Here is a 16,086-nt window from a genome sequence, read left to right on the forward strand (position 1 = left end):
ATAGCCTAATTCCTATTTCTGCCAAAAGCCCTTGATCCCCCCTCCGACTCCTTTTATAGAGCCCTCCACCGGCGCTGCTCACCGCGGACCTCGCCAGAGGGAAACGGAGCGAAAGCAAAGAAAAGCGCAGGCCATACGGGCGGTTAGCTCAGCGGTAGAGCACTACGTTGACATCGTAGTGGCCACTGGTTCGATCCCAGTACCGCCCACCATTATTCACCGCTTCGGGATACGTCCCGGGGCACAACGCAACGCCAGGCGCTCGCGCGCCGCGAAAGAGGAGAGACTTGATATGAAAGTCGCAAACTCGCTCCGCTCGCTCAAACAGCGCCATCGCGACTGCCGCGTCGTGCGTCGTAAGGGCCGCGTCTATGTGATCAACAAGACCCAGCGCCGTTTCAAGGCCCGTCAGGGCTAAACGAAGCGCAGGACTTGATCCGGCTGAGGGCCGCCCGCTTGGGTGGCCTTTTTGCTTTTCTGGCCCTGTTTTCTTGAGGGCCGCCGCGCCCACCTGAAACCGGCCCAAAGAAAAAGCCCCGCGCTCTGCGGGGCTTTTTCTTTTGTCCTTATGCAGGCCAAGGATCAGAGCCGCGGCACGGCGGGCTCCGCCCCCGCCGCCTGCGCCGCCCGGACGAAGGCGCGAATCAGCTCCGGCGATTTCTTGCCGGGCGCGCTCTCGACACCCGAGGAGACGTCCACCTGGCGCGCCCCGGTGAGCCGCACCGCCTCGCCCACTTTCTCCGGCGTCAGCCCACCTGCCAACATCCACGGCACCGGCCAGCGGCGACCGGCGACAAGCCGCCAGTCGAAGGCCAGCCCGTTGCCGCCCGGCAGCACCGAATCCTTCGGCGCCTTGGCATCGACCAGCAGCTGGTCCGCCACCTTGCCATAGGCCTCCAGCGCGGGCAGGTCGGCGTCAGAGGAGACCCCCACCGCCTTCATCACCGGCAGCCCGTAGCGGGCGCGAATCTGCTGCACCCGCTCCACGCTCTCGCGGCCGTGGAGCTGCAGCATGTCGAGCGGCACCTCCGCGACGATCTCGTCGAGCAGAGCGTCGCCCGCATCCACCACAAGCGCCACCTTGGCGAGCCCCACGGGCGCGGAAAGCGCCAGGCTGCGCGCCTGCGCCACATCCACCGCACGCGGGCTCTTGGGGAAGAAGACGAAGCCCGCGTAGCGCGCCCCGGCCTCGGCCACGACGGCCACGTCCTGTGGCGTGCGCAGCCCGCAAATCTTCACCTGAATGTCCATGTCGGCCCTCCAGCTCGCGTAGCAGTTCCTACCGCGTAAATATCCCCGACAGACACGAGCGCAAGCAAAAGGGGGCTCGCGCCCCCTTCCCGTCTACCCAGCGATGCAACACGAAGCGCCGCTCAGGCGCTCTGGTCGAGGATCGCAAGAACCTCGTCCTTGTCCTTGTCGCGTTCGTCCTGGGTCTTCTTGAGCTGGCGCTCGAGGCGCTTCACCTCGGTCTTGCGCTGCGCTGCCACGGCGCGGTGCTTGTGCTCGCGCAGCCACTCCCAGACGAAGCCGATCAGCAGCCCGGCGATGATCCCGCCAAGAATGACGATGAACACCGGCACGGTCGCCGAGTACTGGAAGTTCAGCAGCTCGGCCATGTCGCTGGGCAGCAGGTTGAGCGTCACCGGGCCGCGGTTGGCCAGCGAGACGCAGATCAGCACCACGGCCAGGACGGCCCAGAAGGCGTAGCGAATGTATTTCATCGAGGTCACTTCCCGTTCAGTCGATCCCGCAGGAGCTTGCCAGTCTTGAAGAACGGCACGCATTTCTCCTCGACGTCAACGGCTTCGCCGGTGCGGGGGTTCCGCCCCTGCCTAGCATCCCGCTGCTTGACGGAGAAGGCCCCGAAACCGCGCAGCTCGACCCGGTTGCCCTGGGCCATGGCGGCGGTGATCTCTTCGAAGATCGTGTTAACGATCCTCTCGACGTCTCGTTGGTAGAGATGCGGGTTCTCCTCCGCGATCTTCTGGATCAATTCCGATCTGATCATCCTCGTCCATCCCTATATCGCGTTTTCAGCGGCTTACTCCGTTGTACGACCAATGCCGGGCTCTCGCCAAACGGAAACCGCGCGAATCGCCGAAAAACCCATGAAAAGCAGCGTATTGCGCGGCTTCATGCCGGTCTGGACCCGCCTGGACCCATCCGAGGCGCCATTGCTGCATCGCGGCTATGCCAAAGGATAGGCGGCGATTCGCGCCGCGCAATGGCCCAAAGCGCGCCCGGAGCCGCCCCATGCGGCCCCGCGTGCGCCGCCTAGTCCAGCGCGTCGATCTCCGCCGCCACAAGTTGCTGCAACCGCCAGAGATTCGCGTCGTGGATGCCCTGCGCCGCCAGCGAGGTCACCGTCCGGTGCAGGTACTCGGTGTTCGAACCGGCATGGCCGCAGGCCCGCGCGATGATCGCCGCGGTCTCCTCGAGCGTAAGGTCCGTGCGCAGCCGTTCGCCCGCTGGCGGGGCATAGAAGGTGAGCGCGCGGACCGGGCCTGTCTCGGCCTCCACCTCGACCCAGGCGTAGGAGGAGGCAAGCTCCTCGTAGGGCATCTCGCGGCGCACCAGCGCCTCCATCGCGGCCTCGACCTCGGCCTCGGCGATCTCCTGCAGCAGCGCGGTGCAATCGCCGCCCGGCAGCAGCGCCATCATCAGCCCCGGCGCCTCGGGGGTGCCGCGCCAGGAGGTGAGCTCAATGCAGAAGGCGCGGTGCCAGCCAAGCGCCCGGCCGGGCCGCGAGGCGACGGGACGGAACTCCGGCTTCCACAGCAGCGAGCCATAGGCGAAGACCTGGAGCGGCCCCTCGGGGCGCTGCGCGAGGATCTCGCGCGCCTTGGCGGAGATCGCGGCATCGTCCAGCCGGGTCCAGCCCCAATGCGCGGCGTCATCGCCTTCGGGAATGTCACGGAACACGCGGGTCACGTGCGCCTCGGTAAGATGAAGATCGGTATCCATGATGTGCATATCGTCACCCGGGGCCACCGGGCGCAAGGGACCGGGGCGCCCTGCACAGCCCCCTGTGCACCGCCGCGCCGACCTCTGCCGCAAGAGCGGGCAGCAGGGCGGCCCGAGGCGCCCGCGCAAACGAAAAAGGCCCCGGTCTCCCGGGGCCTTCCTCAATCCTGCAAGCGCAAGGCTTACTCGTCGCGCTTCAGAGCTGCGCCGAGGATGTCGCCCAGCGATGCGCCGGAGTCGGAGGAACCGTACTGTTCCACGGCCTCTTTCTCTTCGGCGATCTCGCGTGCCTTGATCGACAGGCCCAGACGACGGGTCTTGCTGTCGATGTTGGTGACGCGGACGTCGAGCTTGTCGCCGACCGAGAAGCGCTCGGGGCGCTGCTCTGCGCGGTCACGCGACAGGTCGGAGCGGCGGATGAAGGACTTCATGCCTTCGTATTCCACCTCGATGCCGCCATCTTCGATCGCGGTCACTTCGACGGTCACGATCGAGCCGCGCTTCACGCCGCCAACCGCGTCAGCGAACTTGTCGCCGCCGAGTGCCTTGATCGAGAGCGAGATGCGCTCCTTGTCGGTGTCCACTTCGGTGACAACGGCCTTGACCACGTCGCCCTTGCGGTACTCCTGGATGGCTTCCTCGCCGCGCTGATCCCACGACAGGTCCGAAAGGTGAACCATGCCGTCGATCTCGCCGGGCAGGCCGATGAACAGACCGAATTCGGTGATGTTCTTGACCTCGCCCTCGACCTCGGTCCCTTCCGGGTGGGTCTCGGAGAACACTTCCCACGGGTTGCGCATGGTCTGCTTGAGGCCGAGCGACACGCGACGCTTCGCGGGGTCGATCTCGAGAACCATGACGTCGACTTCCTGCGAGGTCGACACGATCTTGCCCGGGTGGACGTTCTTCTTGGTCCAGGACATTTCCGACACGTGAACCAGACCTTCGACGCCCGGCTCCAGCTCCACGAAGGCGCCGTAGTCGGTGATGTTGGTCACGCGGCCGGTGTGCACCGAGCTCAGCGGGTACTTCACGGCCACCAGATCCCACGGATCTTCCTGCAGCTGCTTCATGCCCAGGCTGATACGGTGGGTCTCTTTGTTGATCTTGATGACCTGGACCTTGACGGTCTCGCCGATCGACAGGATCTCGGACGGGTGGTTCACGCGGCGCCATGCCATGTCGGTGACGTGCAGCAGGCCGTCGACGCCGCCCAGGTCAACGAACGCACCGTATTCGGTGATGTTCTTGACCACGCCGTCGACCGTCTGGCCTTCGGTGAGGTTGGCGATGACTTCCGCACGCTGCTCGGCGCGCGATTCCTCGAGGATTGCACGGCGCGAGACAACGATGTTGCCACGGCGACGGTCCATCTTGAGGATCTGGAACGGCTGCTTGAGACCCATGAGCGGGCCGGCGTCGCGCACGGGGCGGACGTCGACTTGCGAGCCGGGCAGGAAGGCCACGGCGCCGCCGAGGTCGACGGTGAAGCCACCCTTGACGCGGCCGAAGATCGCGCCTTCGACGCGGGCGTCGTCGGCGTAGGCCTTCTCGAGACGGTCCCATGCCTCTTCGCGGCGGGCCATCTCACGGCTGATCACGGCTTCGCCGCGGGCGTTTTCTGCTGCGCGCAGGTAAACCTCGACTTCGTCGCCGACCGAGATCTCGGGGGCTTCGCCGGGGTTTGCGAATTCTTTCAGCTCGACGCGGCCTTCCATCTTGTAGCCGACGTCGATGATGGCCTGGCCCGCTTCGATCGCGATGACCTTGCCTTTAACAACGGACCCCTCTTCGGGGGTGTCCATTTCGAAGCTTTCGGAAAGGAGGGCTTCGAACTCCTCCATGGTTGCGTTTGCCATGTGGCTTATATGTCCTTTACATCGATTTTGCTGGCCGGGTGGTTGTCTCCACCGGTCTTCGGATTGGTCTTTCGGGCGCTCCGCATATGACAAAGAGGGCCGGTGGTCCGACCCTGCCCGTCTCTATGTCCGCGGCGTTGATTGCCTTGCTTGACGCGCGCGATATAGCCCCGCACGCCCCGCAGATCAAGGCCGAAGGCGCGGCGGCGCCCTGCCACGCCGGCTCCGCCGCCCGTGTTCGGCCTCCGGCGGGCGTATTTGGAAAGAGAAGAAGCCCTTCGACGCGCCTGCGGGTCGCGCCCTTCGTCTAGACCGAAATATCCCGGGGGAGCCGCGCAGCGGCGGGGGCAGAGCCCCCTCTATTCGCACCGGGTGCCCGCGGGGCGTGGCCGAATGCCCTCCGCGCCGGTCTGCGTTTCCGGCCTGCCACGAAGGAGAGAGTTGGCGTCGGCGCGCTTTGCTGTATCGTTTCCCCTCGGAGGACACCCGCATGACCCAATCCCGGCCCTCAGCCGATCGCCACGCGGCCCGCGTCGTCGAGACGGCCACCGACCCCGCCGCCGCCGCCCGCTCGCGGCTCGCCGCCTCCTGGCGGCGATCGCTGGCGCACCACGGGCTCGACCCGGCGCGGCAGGACGGCGTGCACCGGATCACCGACCAGGCGCTCTCCGAGCGGCGCGAGCAGGCCGAGCGCCTGTTGCACATCGCCGCGCCGAAGCTCGACGCGCTCTACCAGATGGTCGGCAGTTCGGGCTGCGGCGTGCTGCTCACCGATGCCGCGGGAGTGGTGCTCGACCTGCGCGCCGGCTCCGGCGATCTCGGGGTGTTCCGCGCCTGGGGGCTCTGCCCCGGCTCGGACTGGTCCGAGGCCTCCGAGGGCACCAATGGCATCGGCACCTGCATCGCCGAGGCGCGGCGGGTGGTCATTCACCGCGACGAGCATTTCCACGCCCGCAACACCGCGATGAGCTGCATGGACGCGCCGATCTTCGGCCCCGAGGGCGAGCTCATCGGCGCGCTGGATGTCTCCTCGGCCCGCGCCGACCAGACCGAGGCCTTCAACCGGCTGATCGCCGCAATGGTCGCCCAGACCGCCCGGCAGATCGAGGCCGACACCTTCCGTGCCGCCTTCCCCGAGGCGCGGATCATCACCGCCGACGCCGAGGAGAGCGAGGCCTCGGTGCTGCTGGCGGTGGACGGCGACGACCTGGTGCAGGGCGCCACCCGCGCCGCGCGCCGGTCCTTCGGCCTGGAAAGCAGCGGGCCGCTGGTCGCACGCCCGGCCAGCGATCTCTTCGGCCGCGAGGATGGCCCCTCGGGGTTCGAGCGCGCCGAACGGGCTGCCATGGTCCGCGCGCTGGCGCGCGCCAGGGGCAATGTCTCGGAGGCCGCGCGCACCCTCGGCGTCGGGCGGGCGACCTTCTACCGGCGGATGAAGAAACTGGGGCTGTCGCAATAGGCGCCGTGCCCGGGACCGCCTGCGAGGCACCGGCATCTTCCATCTCCCCCGTCTCACCTGTCTGACCCGTCTCACCTGTCTCACCGCTGAGACAGTTCCGCCCTCCCGGCCACTTCCCCCCGGCTGACGCGGCCTGCGCGGGGCGCCACACTCCTTGCATACCCGGTGGAGGACCGGGCCCTGAGGAGGACAGACATGAACGAGATGACCCAGGTCGCGGCCGAATACAAATCGCCCTTCCGCACCCGCTACGACAACTTCATCGGCGGCAAGTTCACCGCCCCGGTGAAGGGCCAGTATTTCGACAACATCACCCCGATCACCGGCGCCAAGGTCTGCGAGGTGGCGCGCTCCACCGCCGAGGACATCGAGCTGGCGCTCGACGCCGCCCATGCGGCGCGCGAGGCCTGGGGCAAGACCTCCGCCGCCGAGCGCTCGAACATCCTGCTGAAGATCGCCGACCGCATCGAGGAGAACCTCGAGTTCATCGCCACGGCGGAAACCTGGGACAACGGCAAGCCGATCCGCGAGACCATGGCCGCCGACATCCCGCTATCGGTCGACCACTTCCGCTACTTCGCCGGCGTGCTGCGGGCGCAGGAAGGCAATATGTCCGAGATCGACCACGACACCGTGGCCTATCACTTCCACGAGCCGCTCGGCGTGGTCGGGCAGATCATCCCGTGGAACTTCTCGGTGCTGATGGCGGCCTGGAAGCTCGCCCCCGCCCTCGCTGCCGGCAACTGCATCGTGCTGAAACCGGCCGAGCAGACCCCCGCCGCGATCATGGTGCTGATCGAATGCATCGCAGACCTGCTGCCGGACGGCGTGCTCAATGTCGTGAACGGCATGGGCGCCGAAGTCGGCGCACCGCTCGCCAGCAGCCCGCGCATCGCCAAGATCGCCTTCACCGGCTCCACGGAAACGGGGCGCAAGATCATGCAGGCGGCGACCGAGAACCTCATCCCGGTGACGCTGGAGCTGGGCGGCAAGTCCCCCAACATCTTCTTCTCCGACGTGATGGCCGAGGATGACGCCTATCTCGACAAGGCGGTCGAGGGCTTCGTGCTCTTTGCCTTCAACCAGGGCGAGGTCTGCACCTGCCCGAGCCGCGCGCTCATCCAGGAAGACATCTACGAGGAGTTCATCAAGCGCGCCATCGCCCGGGTCGAGGCGATCCAGCGCGGCGATCCGCGCGACATGTCCACCATGGTCGGCGCGCAGGCGAGCCAGGAGCAGCAGGACAAGATCCTGTCCTACCTGACCATCGGTGTCGAGGAAGGCGCCGAGGTGCTGACCGGCGGCAAGGCGGCGCAGATCGACGGGCTGGAGAACGGCTTCTACATCGAGCCGACCATCCTCAAGGGCCACAACAAGATGCGGGTCTTCCAGGAGGAGATCTTCGGCCCGGTCGTGTCCGTCACCACCTTCAAGGACGAGGCCGAGGCGCTCGCCATCGCCAATGACACGATGTACGGGCTCGGCGCCGGCGTCTGGACCCGCGACGGCACCCGCGCCTACCGCTTCGGCCGCAATATCGAGGCGGGCCGGGTCTGGGTGAACAACTACCACGCCTACCCCGCCCATGCGGCCTTCGGCGGCTACAAGCAATCGGGCGTCGGACGCGAGAACCACAAGATGATGCTCGACCACTACCAGCAGACCAAGAACATGCTGGTCAGCTACAACCCCAACAAGCTGGGCTTCTTCTGATCAGCCTCCCCTGATCTCCCGGCTTCCCGAGCAGCGCGTCGGCGTATCCCACCCCCCGCGCACGCGCCGCTCAGGGGTCTGCCGGCCAGGCCCTCCCGCCTGGCCGGCAGTTCCTTTTCGGGCCCTGCCCGCTCGGCCACGCGACACGCCAACCCTTCGCTTGCCCGCCATTTTCCGCGTGCTACCCTCCGCCTCGACGCATCACTGAAGCAAGGCTCGGGAGACACCCCATGAACATCATCTGGCTCGGACACGGCTCCTTCCGCATCGAGATCGAGGATCAGGTCCTGCTGATCGACCCCTGGGTGAAGGGCAACCCGGTCTTCCCCGAGGACCGCATCGAGGACGCGCTGAAGGACGTCACGCAAATCCTCATCACCCACGGTCACTTCGACCACACCGACAATGCCGTCGAGGTCTCGCAGCGTACCAAGGCGCCGCTCTCGGGCATGGTCGAACTGGCCGGTCAACTGCACGGCAAGGGCGCGGTCGAGGGCCATGCCTTCAACAAGGGCGGCACGATCAGCTTCGGCAATGTCACCGTCAGCATGGTGCCCGCTTCGCACAGCTCCTCGCTGCCCACCGACGAGGGCCCCAAGTACGCGGGCATGGAGACGGGCTTCATCATCAAGGGCGAAGGCAAGACCATCTACTTCTCGGGCGACACCGCGATCATGGCCGACATGGCCTGGATCGGGCAGTACTACAAACCCGACATCGGCATCCTGAGCTGCGGCGGCTACTACACCATGGACATGGAGCAGGCCGCCTGGGCGTCGAAGACCTACTTCGACTTCGACACGGTGATCCCCGGCCACTACCGCACCTTCCCGGCGCTGGAGCAATCCGCCGCCAAGCTCGCCGAGGGTCTGGCGGGCGTGCAGGTGATCGAGCCCGAGGTGCTGCTGCCGATCACGCTCTGAGGGCTCTGTGCCGGCCCTGACCTGAACAAGGCGAAGGTGCCGGGCAAGCGCCTACCCGTCACACCGAAGGTGCGCGCCCCCAACCGAAGGTGCGCTTCTCCAACCGAAGGCGTGCACCTGCATAGGCGCACGCCTTTGCCGTGCGGGGGGCGCTGGCGCTTTTTGCCATCGCCGCGCAACGCGAGCCGGGCGCGCGCCTGCCCGTGGGGTGGCGCTGCAACGGTGGAGGTCTGCGCTTTATCCCGGCCAAGTCCGGGCGACCTCTCAACGTTGCACAAACTCACCAGAGCGCCCGGCGCCTTCGGCTTGCTCCCGGGCGGATCGGTGCGCTGCCCGCAATGCCACAGCCCACCGACGCCACGCCGCCGCCCGCTTCCGGGCGGGGCGCTTCCCGCCTATAGTGCCGCAAACAGAGGCGAAGACCGGGCAGAATGACAGGCATCCCCGAGCGCGACGCGCCGCTCAACATCCTCATCGTCGGCCAGTCGGGGCGGCTGCAGTACGAGGCCGTGCTCTTCGCCCTCTCGCTCAACGCCACCACCCCCGAGGGCCGCGCCCGGCTCTTCGTGGCCGAGCCGCAGCCCGGCCCGCTCTGGGACGCGGATCCGCGCATGTTGCCCGAGGCCTGCGACATCCTGCGCGACCTCGGCGCCCGCATCGTGCCCTTCGAGAGTCGCCACTTCGGACAGGCCTACCCCTATGGCAACAAGATCGAGGCGCTCGTGGCCCTGCCCGCGGACGAGGCCTTCGTCTTCTTCGACACCGACACGCTGATCACCGGCGATCTGTCGGAGGTGCCCTTCGACTTCGCCCGCCCCACCGCCTCGATGCAGCGCGAGGACACCTGGCCGAAGATCGAACTCTACGGGCCGGGCTACACCGAGACCTGGCGCGCCCTCTACGACCGCTTCGGCCTCGACTTCCAAAGCTCGCTCGACCTGTCGTGGCCCGACGAGTACTGGCAGCGCTACCTCTACTTCAACGCCGGTTTCTTCTTCCACGAATGCCCGCATCGCTTCGGCCAGCGGTTCCTCGACTACGCCCTGCAGGTCCGCGACGACCCGCCCGAGGCGCTGGTCTGCCAGAGTCTCGATCCCTGGCTCGACCAGGTGGTGCTGCCGCTGGTTATCCACAGCTTCGGCGGCGGGCGGCACACCCTGCCCGAAGGGATGCTCGACGGCAGCCATAGCTGCCACTACCGCGCCATGCCGCTGCTCTACGCCCGCGAGAGCGACGAGATCATCGGGTTCCTCGAGGCCATCGCCGCGCCCAACCGCATCAAGAAGCTGCTCAAGGAACACGAGCCCTTCCTGCGCTACATCTACCAGGGCCGCGGCGCCAAGGTCCGCGCGATGTTCGACCGCGCCGACCTGCCGCGGCGCGAGCAGGGAATCCGCAACCCGCTCAAGCGCGCCGGGCTCTGGATGCGCTGAGCCGTTCCACCACCCCGCGCGGAATCCCGCGGCCCCGCCAACAAGCCCCTTCGCGAAGCCGACAGACTCATGGTAGGTTGATATCAACTCAAAGGCCGGAGGAGGTCCCATGAGCACCGCACCCACGCTACTTGTCGGCACCACCAAGGGCGCCTTCCTGCTCTCCAAGGACGCAGACGGCTGGTCCGCCGAGGGCCCCTTCTGCGACGGCTGGCCGATCAACCACATGGCGGGCGACGCCAAGACCGGCACGATCTGGGCCGCGGGCGGCAACGAGTGGTTCGGCGCTGGCGTCTGGCGCAGGACCGGCGCCCCGAACGGCGGCCAGTACGCAGAAGGGTGGGAGCTGTCGAAGCTCGCCGGCGGGCAGATGGACGAGTGGATCGCCAATGACCCCGAGCTCGCCGCGCAGTTCGGCGCCACACCCTCCGGCCCCGCCCCCTACACCGGCCAGTTGCAGGCGATCTGGTCGCTGAAGCCCGCCGGCGGTACGCTCTTCGCCGGGGGCAAGCCCGCCGCGCTCTACGCCAGCAGCGACGGCGGCGCGACGTGGGAGGAGGTCGAGAGCCTGCGCAACCACCCCTCCGCCAGCGACTGGATGCCCGGCGCGGCGGGGCTCACCCTGCACACCATCGTCGCCGATCCCGCGGATCCGAAACGCATGTGGCTCGCGATCTCCGCCGCCGGGGTGTTTGCCACCGAGGATGGCGGCGCGACCTGGGAGCGCCGCAACCGCCGCTCCAACGCCCCCGCCCATCCCAGCAGCCACCCCGCCGCGGGCGACGGCCACGAGACCGGGCACTGCGTGCACAACATGGGCCGCGCCGCCGGGGATGGCGACCTGCTCTACCAGCAGAACCACCACGGCGTGTACCGCTCCCGCGACGGCGGGCGCAGCTGGGACGAGATCACCGAGGGGCTGCCCTCGACCTTCGGCTTTCCGATCGGACTGCACCCCAGCGATCCCGACACGATCTGGACCCTGCCGCTCAACAGCGACATGGACGGCCGCTACCCGCCGGACGCGCAGGCAGCCGTCTGGCGCTCGCGCGACGGCGGTGAGAGCTGGCAGGACTGCCGCGACGGGCTGCCGCAGAAGGGTTGCTTCTTCACCGTGCTGCGTCAGGCCATGGCGGTGGATGCCGCAGAGCCCGCCGGGGTGTTCTTCGGCACCAACTCGGGCTCGGTCTTCGGCTCCTTCGACGAGGGCGACAGCTGGCGCGAGCTGGCCCGGCACCTGCCCACCGTGCTCTGCGTCGAGGTCATGCCCCGCGCCTGACCGGCGTGCCCGACACCCTGCCCGGACCTTCCGCCCGGCCCCTGCGCCTGAGCGCCGTGGGCGCCCGAAACCCTCTGAAAGTCAGGAATACCCCGCCCCCCGAAGCCCGATCCGCGGCTTCGGATGACAACCTGCACGTGTTATGTTGTGAAGACCTCGCATGACCAGTCCTGCCCCTTTTTCGCACCTCTCCATTCATTTCATTTGCAGGATTTTACCCATGACCCAGAATTTCACCGGCGACCCCTCCGCCCGGAAGTACTTCGCCAAGGCCATCCGCCAGCACGCGGCCGAAGTCGCCACCTCCCGCGACCACGCCGAGCACCGCTGCAACGGCGACGAGATGCTGGAAGGCGTGCCGATGAGCTTCACCAAGGGGCTCGAACACGACCCCGGCACGCTGATGGTGCAGGACCCCAACCACTTCCACCTGTTCCGTCTCGCCATCGCGCACGGTGTCGTGGACTACTTCACCCTCAGCCTGCCGCCGCACGTGCTGAACGGCGGCGGCAAGCGCAAATGGGAGGCCCCCACCGCGGGCCATGTCTTCTCGCTGCAGGGCCCCGACCCGCAATCGGTGACCATGCCGCCGCCGCCGCGGCTCGGCTCGCAGCAGCTCACCTACGAGATCGCCGAGGTCTACGAGCTGGCCCTGTTGCGCGACGTGCCCTTCGAGCTCTTCACCGACGGCGCGCTGCCCGCCGGCACGGCCCCCAATGATCCAGGGGTGCAACGGATCGACGATGCGGTGAAACGCCTGAACTCGCTCGGCTACGCCGCGGCGGGGTACCCCGGCGAGGCCGGCCCGCCGCTCGCGCCGGATGCGCCCAATCAGGCCACCCGCATCGCCGCTGGCGAGCCCGACGATCAAGGGCCGGAGGACATCCCCGCCAGGCCCCGTATCCCCGTTCCGGCAAGCGGCAGCCCCGGGCAGGTCAGCCGCGGCACCGTCTTCCGCGGTTCGGCCCCCGGCGTCGGGACCGGCCCCTACCTGTCGCAGTTCCTGCTGATGGGCAACGCCGTGGTCGGCGGCCCGCAGCAGGCCACCGACGGCCACATCGCCTACGGCGCCCAGCGCATCGACCAGCGGGTGCCGCGGGCAGAGCCCGTGGACTTCATGATGGACGAGGCGAGCTACTTGAGCGTGCAGAACGGCGAAGACGTGCCGCATGCCGACAAGCAAGCCTTCAGCGGCGATCACCGTTTCATCACCACCCCGCGCGACATGGCGACCTACGTGCATTTCGACGCGCTCTACCAGGCCTATCTCAACGCCTGCCTGATACTGCTCGGCCAGAAAACCCCCTTTGACAAGGGCTTCGATCACCTCTCGGGCATGGGGCCCTACGACAAGTCCGGCACCGGCGGCTTCGCGCTCTGGGGCGGGCCGCACGTGCTGACTCTGGTGACCGAGGTGGCGACACGGGCGCTCAAGGCGGTGCGCTTCCAGAAGTTCAACAACCACCGCCGCCTGCGTCCCGAGGCGCTGGCCGCCCGCATCCACAAGGCCGGGGTGATCGAACCCGCCGGCGGCCCCTTCACCAACATGCGCAACGCGCTCGATGCCGCGCCGGATGCGGCGACTCCGAGCCTGCTCGCGGCGATCGGTGCGCACAATCAGGGGCAGATCGGAACGGCAACGCACCTGCTGCCCATGGCCTTCAAGGAAGGCTCGCCCATGCACCCGGCCTACGGCGCGGGCCATGCCACCGTCGCCGGAGCCTGCATCACCATCCTCAAGGCCTTCTTCGACACCGATTGCGTGCTCGTGCGGGACGCGGATGGCGAGGTCGGCTTCCGAAGGGACCCGGACGAGGAGCTGCAGCCCGTGCGCTTCGTGATCGACGACACCGCGGCGGACAACGGTCACGGCCACAAGCACAAGGGCAAGAAGGGCGACTCGGCATGCGAGTACCCGATCGCCGACCGCCTCGAGGTCGTGGACTCGGACGACCGGCTCACCCTCGAGGGCGAACTCAACAAGCTGGCCGCGAACATCTCGATCGGGCGCAACATGGCCGGGGTGCACTACTTCACCGACTATTACGACAGCCTGCGCATGGGCGAGAAGATCGCGCTCGGCATCCTCGAGGAACAGGCCCTGTGTTACACCAAGGACCTTTTCGAGATGACGGTGCGGGCCTTCGACGAAAGCGCCAAGCCGCATGTCATCACCTCGGGTGGCGTTCCGCCCTTCTTCAGCTGACCGTGCACCGAGGACACGCAAGGGAAGGCGGCCAGGCGGCGCCTTCCTGCATAGAGCCTCGGGACCGGCAGGGTCCGGGGCGCGCCCAGGCAGACGTCAACTAGGCAGTCGTTAACCATGCAGACGTCAATCACGCAGGCGTTAACGTCTGCTTAACACGCCCGTCCCTGTCCGGCCAACGCCCCCGTGCCATGCCCTGCCTAGCCAAAGGAGATCACCATGCCCTTCGGAGCCCTCCTCGAAGCCGCGCTCGGCGTGCTGGCGGTGATGATCCTCTTCACCCTGCTCGCCGCGGCGGTCAACGAGGTCATCGCCGACAACCTGCGCAACCTGCGGGGACAGACTCTGGCCGAGGCAATCGGCAACCTGCTTGAAAGGCAGCAGAACGCCGCGCCGGACACCGCGCCCGCGGCGGGACAGGACAAGCCCGAGTTGGTCCGGCACTTCTTCGGCAAGGCCGAGGTGCAGGCGCTCATGCGGCCCGGACGGCGCTGGTTCAGCTGGTTCTACCGCGGCGACCACAAGTACCTGCCGGGCAAGGAGCGCCTGCCCTCGGCGATCGAGCCGCGCCGCGTCGCGCAGACGGTGCTCGAGATGTTCCTCGACCCGGATCGCCTCGAGGAGCTCGAGGCACAGGCGCAGACCGAGCGGGAGGACTATCGCAAGCTCCTGGAGACGACCCTCGGCGCGCTGCCGCTCGACGCGCTGCAGAAGGAACTCGCGCTGCGCAAGGTCGGCTCGATCTCGGCGCTCGTCGACCTGCAGCTTTCCGGGCTGCGCACCTGCCTCGATCTCAAGCGGCAGGAGGTCGAGGCCGAATACGCCGAGGTCGTCGCCCGCGCGCAGGGCTGGTACCTGCGCAGCACCCGCAAGATGCTCTTCGCCATCGGCCTCGTGCTCGCCGTCGGCTCGAACATCGACATCCTCGGCTATGCCGAACGGCTGATGCTCGAGGAGAACCTGACCGAACGCGCAGAGATCGCAAGGAACGTGGTCAGCGGTCTCGGCGAGGACGCAACGGGCGACGTCAGGCTGGCCGCGGAATACCAGAGCCTCATCGCCAATCTCGGCAGGCTGAATGTCGAGGTGGGGTGGGTCTGCAACGTCGCCGAACCCGAAGGGGCCGGCCCGCTCGACCTCGTTCCCCTGTCACATATCCCCTGCAAGGCCGCGGCAGGCACGATGGGCTATCACTGGCCGTCTCCGAGCCAGGTGATCGGCTGGCTGCTCATCGCCTTCGGCGTCACCCTCGGCGCGCAGTTCTGGTTCGACCTGTTCAAGAAACTCGTCGACCTGCGCACCGCCGGGCGCACGCTCTCGGCGGCTCCGGGCGCCTGAGAGCCCCCTGCCTGAGAAACCTCTGCCTAAGGGCCCCCTGTCCCCGCGGGGACAGGGGTGGATGGGGTACCAATCGGCGAGAGCGCATCCCCGTCCCCGCGGGGACGCGAGTCAGCTTTGGGGTCTCTCCCCGTGCTGTCCCCGCGGGGACAGCGCTTATTCCGGCGCGCCGTCGAGTTCGAAGACCATGGTGACCTGCGTGCTCACCACCGTCTCTCCCGCCGCCACGGGCACCGCCGAGGCGCGGGCCATTTCCATCATCGGCGCGGGGGCATGGCCGCCCCCTGCCTCGGCGATCGAGATCACCGGTCCGAGCGTGACCCCGGCGGCCTCGGCCAGCACGCGGGCCTTGTCCATCGCGTCGGCGACGGCGGCGCGGCGCGCGTCTTCCATCACCGGCTTTGGCTCCTGCAGGCCGAAGCTCAGGCCGGACAGCTGGTTGGCGCCATCCTCGAGCACAGCGCCCAGCACGTCGCCGAGCCGATCCAGATCGCGCACCCGCACGCTCAGTTGGTTGCCCGCCTCGAAACCGGTGATCCCGCGCGCGGTGCCGTCATCGCCGTTCGACCAGACCGGCCGCAGCGAGATGTCCGAGCTCTGCCGGTCCGCCGCCGCGATGCCCAGTTCGTCGAGCCGCGCCAGCAGCGCCTCGGCCACGCGCGAGGCCTCGTCCATGGCGGCGCCCGCCTCGGCGTTCTCGGCGGTGATGCCGAGCGAGACGGTGGCCATGTCGGGCGCCGTGGCCACCTCGCCCTCGCCGGTCACGGTGATGCGCGGCAGCGGCGCCTCCTGCGCCTGCGCCAGCGCGGGGGCGGCCAGCGCGAGGCAGGTGGCGGCCATGAGAGCGGCGCGGCGGGGGATACTGGTCATGAGCACATCCTTTGGCTTGGTATTCCGCTCACAATGTCG

Annotated in this window: 14 protein-coding genes and 1 tRNA gene; 9 read left to right on the forward strand and 6 right to left on the reverse strand. The window is 67.9% G+C overall.

Annotation, left to right across the window (positions count from 1 at the left end; genetic code table 11):
- Positions 1-137 precede the first annotated feature (137 nt).
- Positions 138-212 (forward strand) — tRNA-Val (locus tag LC039_RS05015).
- Between the two features lie 80 nt (positions 213-292).
- Positions 293-418, forward strand: coding sequence for a type B 50S ribosomal protein L36 (ykgO, locus tag LC039_RS05020; protein WP_008884645.1), 126 nt, complete (start codon positions 293-295; stop codon positions 416-418).
- Positions 419-582: 164 nt separating this feature from the next.
- Here ykgO and LC039_RS05025 read toward each other — a convergent pair whose 3' ends face one another.
- From LC039_RS05025 to rpsA, 5 genes are all read right to left on the reverse strand, one after another.
- The gene (locus LC039_RS05025; RefSeq protein WP_226621965.1) at positions 583-1,251 is read right to left on the reverse strand and encodes a phosphoribosylanthranilate isomerase; all 669 of its coding nucleotides are present in this window, start codon (positions 1,249-1,251) and stop codon (positions 583-585) included.
- A 122-nt stretch (positions 1,252-1,373) separates the two neighbouring features.
- Positions 1,374-1,724, reverse strand: coding sequence for a lipopolysaccharide assembly protein LapA domain-containing protein (locus LC039_RS05030; protein ID WP_226621966.1), 351 nt, complete (start codon positions 1,722-1,724; stop codon positions 1,374-1,376).
- Between the two features lie 5 nt (positions 1,725-1,729).
- Complete coding sequence (ihfB, locus tag LC039_RS05035; RefSeq protein WP_226621967.1) at positions 1,730-2,011, reverse strand: integration host factor subunit beta; 282 nt, start codon at positions 2,009-2,011, stop codon at positions 1,730-1,732.
- Between the two features lie 266 nt (positions 2,012-2,277).
- Positions 2,278-2,967, reverse strand: a complete 690-nt coding sequence (locus LC039_RS05040) for a gamma-glutamylcyclotransferase (RefSeq protein WP_226621968.1) — start codon at positions 2,965-2,967, stop codon at positions 2,278-2,280.
- A gap of 182 nt (positions 2,968-3,149) precedes the next feature.
- Positions 3,150-4,826: a 30S ribosomal protein S1 gene (gene rpsA, locus LC039_RS05045; protein ID WP_226621969.1), complete on the reverse strand. Its 1,677-nt coding sequence runs from the start codon at positions 4,824-4,826 to the stop codon at positions 3,150-3,152.
- 490 nt (positions 4,827-5,316) lie between these two features.
- Here rpsA and LC039_RS05050 point away from each other — a divergent pair, with 490 nt between their 5' ends.
- The 7 genes from LC039_RS05050 to LC039_RS05080 all read left to right on the forward strand — a co-directional run bounded on the left by LC039_RS05050 (position 5,317) and on the right by LC039_RS05080 (position 15,177).
- Positions 5,317-6,285 carry a GAF domain-containing protein gene (locus LC039_RS05050; protein ID WP_226621970.1) on the forward strand — a complete coding sequence of 323 codons (969 nt, stop codon included), beginning with the start codon at positions 5,317-5,319 and terminating at the stop codon, positions 6,283-6,285.
- 195 nt (positions 6,286-6,480) lie between these two features.
- On the forward strand, positions 6,481-7,998 hold the full coding sequence (adh, locus tag LC039_RS05055; RefSeq protein WP_226621971.1) for an aldehyde dehydrogenase: 1,518 nt from the start codon (positions 6,481-6,483) through the stop codon (positions 7,996-7,998).
- Positions 7,999-8,228: 230 nt separating this feature from the next.
- On the forward strand, positions 8,229-8,921 hold the full coding sequence (locus tag LC039_RS05060; protein ID WP_226621972.1) for a metal-dependent hydrolase: 693 nt from the start codon (positions 8,229-8,231) through the stop codon (positions 8,919-8,921).
- A gap of 431 nt (positions 8,922-9,352) precedes the next feature.
- On the forward strand, positions 9,353-10,354 hold the full coding sequence (locus LC039_RS05065) for a hypothetical protein (RefSeq protein WP_226621973.1): 1,002 nt from the start codon (positions 9,353-9,355) through the stop codon (positions 10,352-10,354).
- Positions 10,355-10,463: 109 nt separating this feature from the next.
- Positions 10,464-11,633: an exo-alpha-sialidase gene (locus LC039_RS05070; RefSeq protein WP_226621974.1), complete on the forward strand. Its 1,170-nt coding sequence runs from the start codon at positions 10,464-10,466 to the stop codon at positions 11,631-11,633.
- A gap of 220 nt (positions 11,634-11,853) precedes the next feature.
- A complete protein-coding gene (locus LC039_RS05075) occupies positions 11,854-13,839 on the forward strand; it encodes a vanadium-dependent haloperoxidase (protein ID WP_226621975.1) in 1,986 nt (661 codons plus the stop codon).
- Between the two features lie 219 nt (positions 13,840-14,058).
- The gene (locus LC039_RS05080; RefSeq protein WP_226621976.1) at positions 14,059-15,177 is read left to right on the forward strand and encodes a hypothetical protein; all 1,119 of its coding nucleotides are present in this window, start codon (positions 14,059-14,061) and stop codon (positions 15,175-15,177) included.
- 156 nt (positions 15,178-15,333) lie between these two features.
- Here LC039_RS05080 and LC039_RS05085 read toward each other — a convergent pair whose 3' ends face one another.
- On the reverse strand, positions 15,334-16,047 hold the full coding sequence (locus tag LC039_RS05085; RefSeq protein ID WP_226621977.1) for an SIMPL domain-containing protein: 714 nt from the start codon (positions 16,045-16,047) through the stop codon (positions 15,334-15,336).
- Between the last annotated feature and the right edge of the window lie 39 nt (positions 16,048-16,086).

This window comes from Alloyangia pacifica (assembly GCF_020524285.1).
In the GTDB taxonomy this organism is placed as follows: domain Bacteria; phylum Pseudomonadota; class Alphaproteobacteria; order Rhodobacterales; family Rhodobacteraceae; genus Salipiger; species Salipiger pacificus_B.

Coding starts and splice junctions, on each gene's coding strand:
- ykgO (WP_008884645.1), top strand. CDS start 293: ATGAAAGTCGCAAACTCGCTCCGCTCGCTCAAACAGCGCCATCGCGAC.
- LC039_RS05025 (WP_226621965.1), bottom strand. CDS start 1,251: ATGGACATTCAGGTGAAGATTTGCGGGCTGCGCACGCCACAGGACGTG.
- LC039_RS05030 (WP_226621966.1), bottom strand. CDS start 1,724: ATGAAATACATTCGCTACGCCTTCTGGGCCGTCCTGGCCGTGGTGCTG.
- ihfB (WP_226621967.1), bottom strand. CDS start 2,011: ATGATCAGATCGGAATTGATCCAGAAGATCGCGGAGGAGAACCCGCAT.
- LC039_RS05040 (WP_226621968.1), bottom strand. CDS start 2,967: ATGGATACCGATCTTCATCTTACCGAGGCGCACGTGACCCGCGTGTTC.
- rpsA (WP_226621969.1), bottom strand. CDS start 4,826: ATGGCAAACGCAACCATGGAGGAGTTCGAAGCCCTCCTTTCCGAAAGC.
- LC039_RS05050 (WP_226621970.1), top strand. CDS start 5,317: ATGACCCAATCCCGGCCCTCAGCCGATCGCCACGCGGCCCGCGTCGTC.
- adh (WP_226621971.1), top strand. CDS start 6,481: ATGAACGAGATGACCCAGGTCGCGGCCGAATACAAATCGCCCTTCCGC.
- LC039_RS05060 (WP_226621972.1), top strand. CDS start 8,229: ATGAACATCATCTGGCTCGGACACGGCTCCTTCCGCATCGAGATCGAG.
- LC039_RS05065 (WP_226621973.1), top strand. CDS start 9,353: ATGACAGGCATCCCCGAGCGCGACGCGCCGCTCAACATCCTCATCGTC.
- LC039_RS05070 (WP_226621974.1), top strand. CDS start 10,464: ATGAGCACCGCACCCACGCTACTTGTCGGCACCACCAAGGGCGCCTTC.
- LC039_RS05075 (WP_226621975.1), top strand. CDS start 11,854: ATGACCCAGAATTTCACCGGCGACCCCTCCGCCCGGAAGTACTTCGCC.
- LC039_RS05080 (WP_226621976.1), top strand. CDS start 14,059: ATGCCCTTCGGAGCCCTCCTCGAAGCCGCGCTCGGCGTGCTGGCGGTG.
- LC039_RS05085 (WP_226621977.1), bottom strand. CDS start 16,047: ATGACCAGTATCCCCCGCCGCGCCGCTCTCATGGCCGCCACCTGCCTC.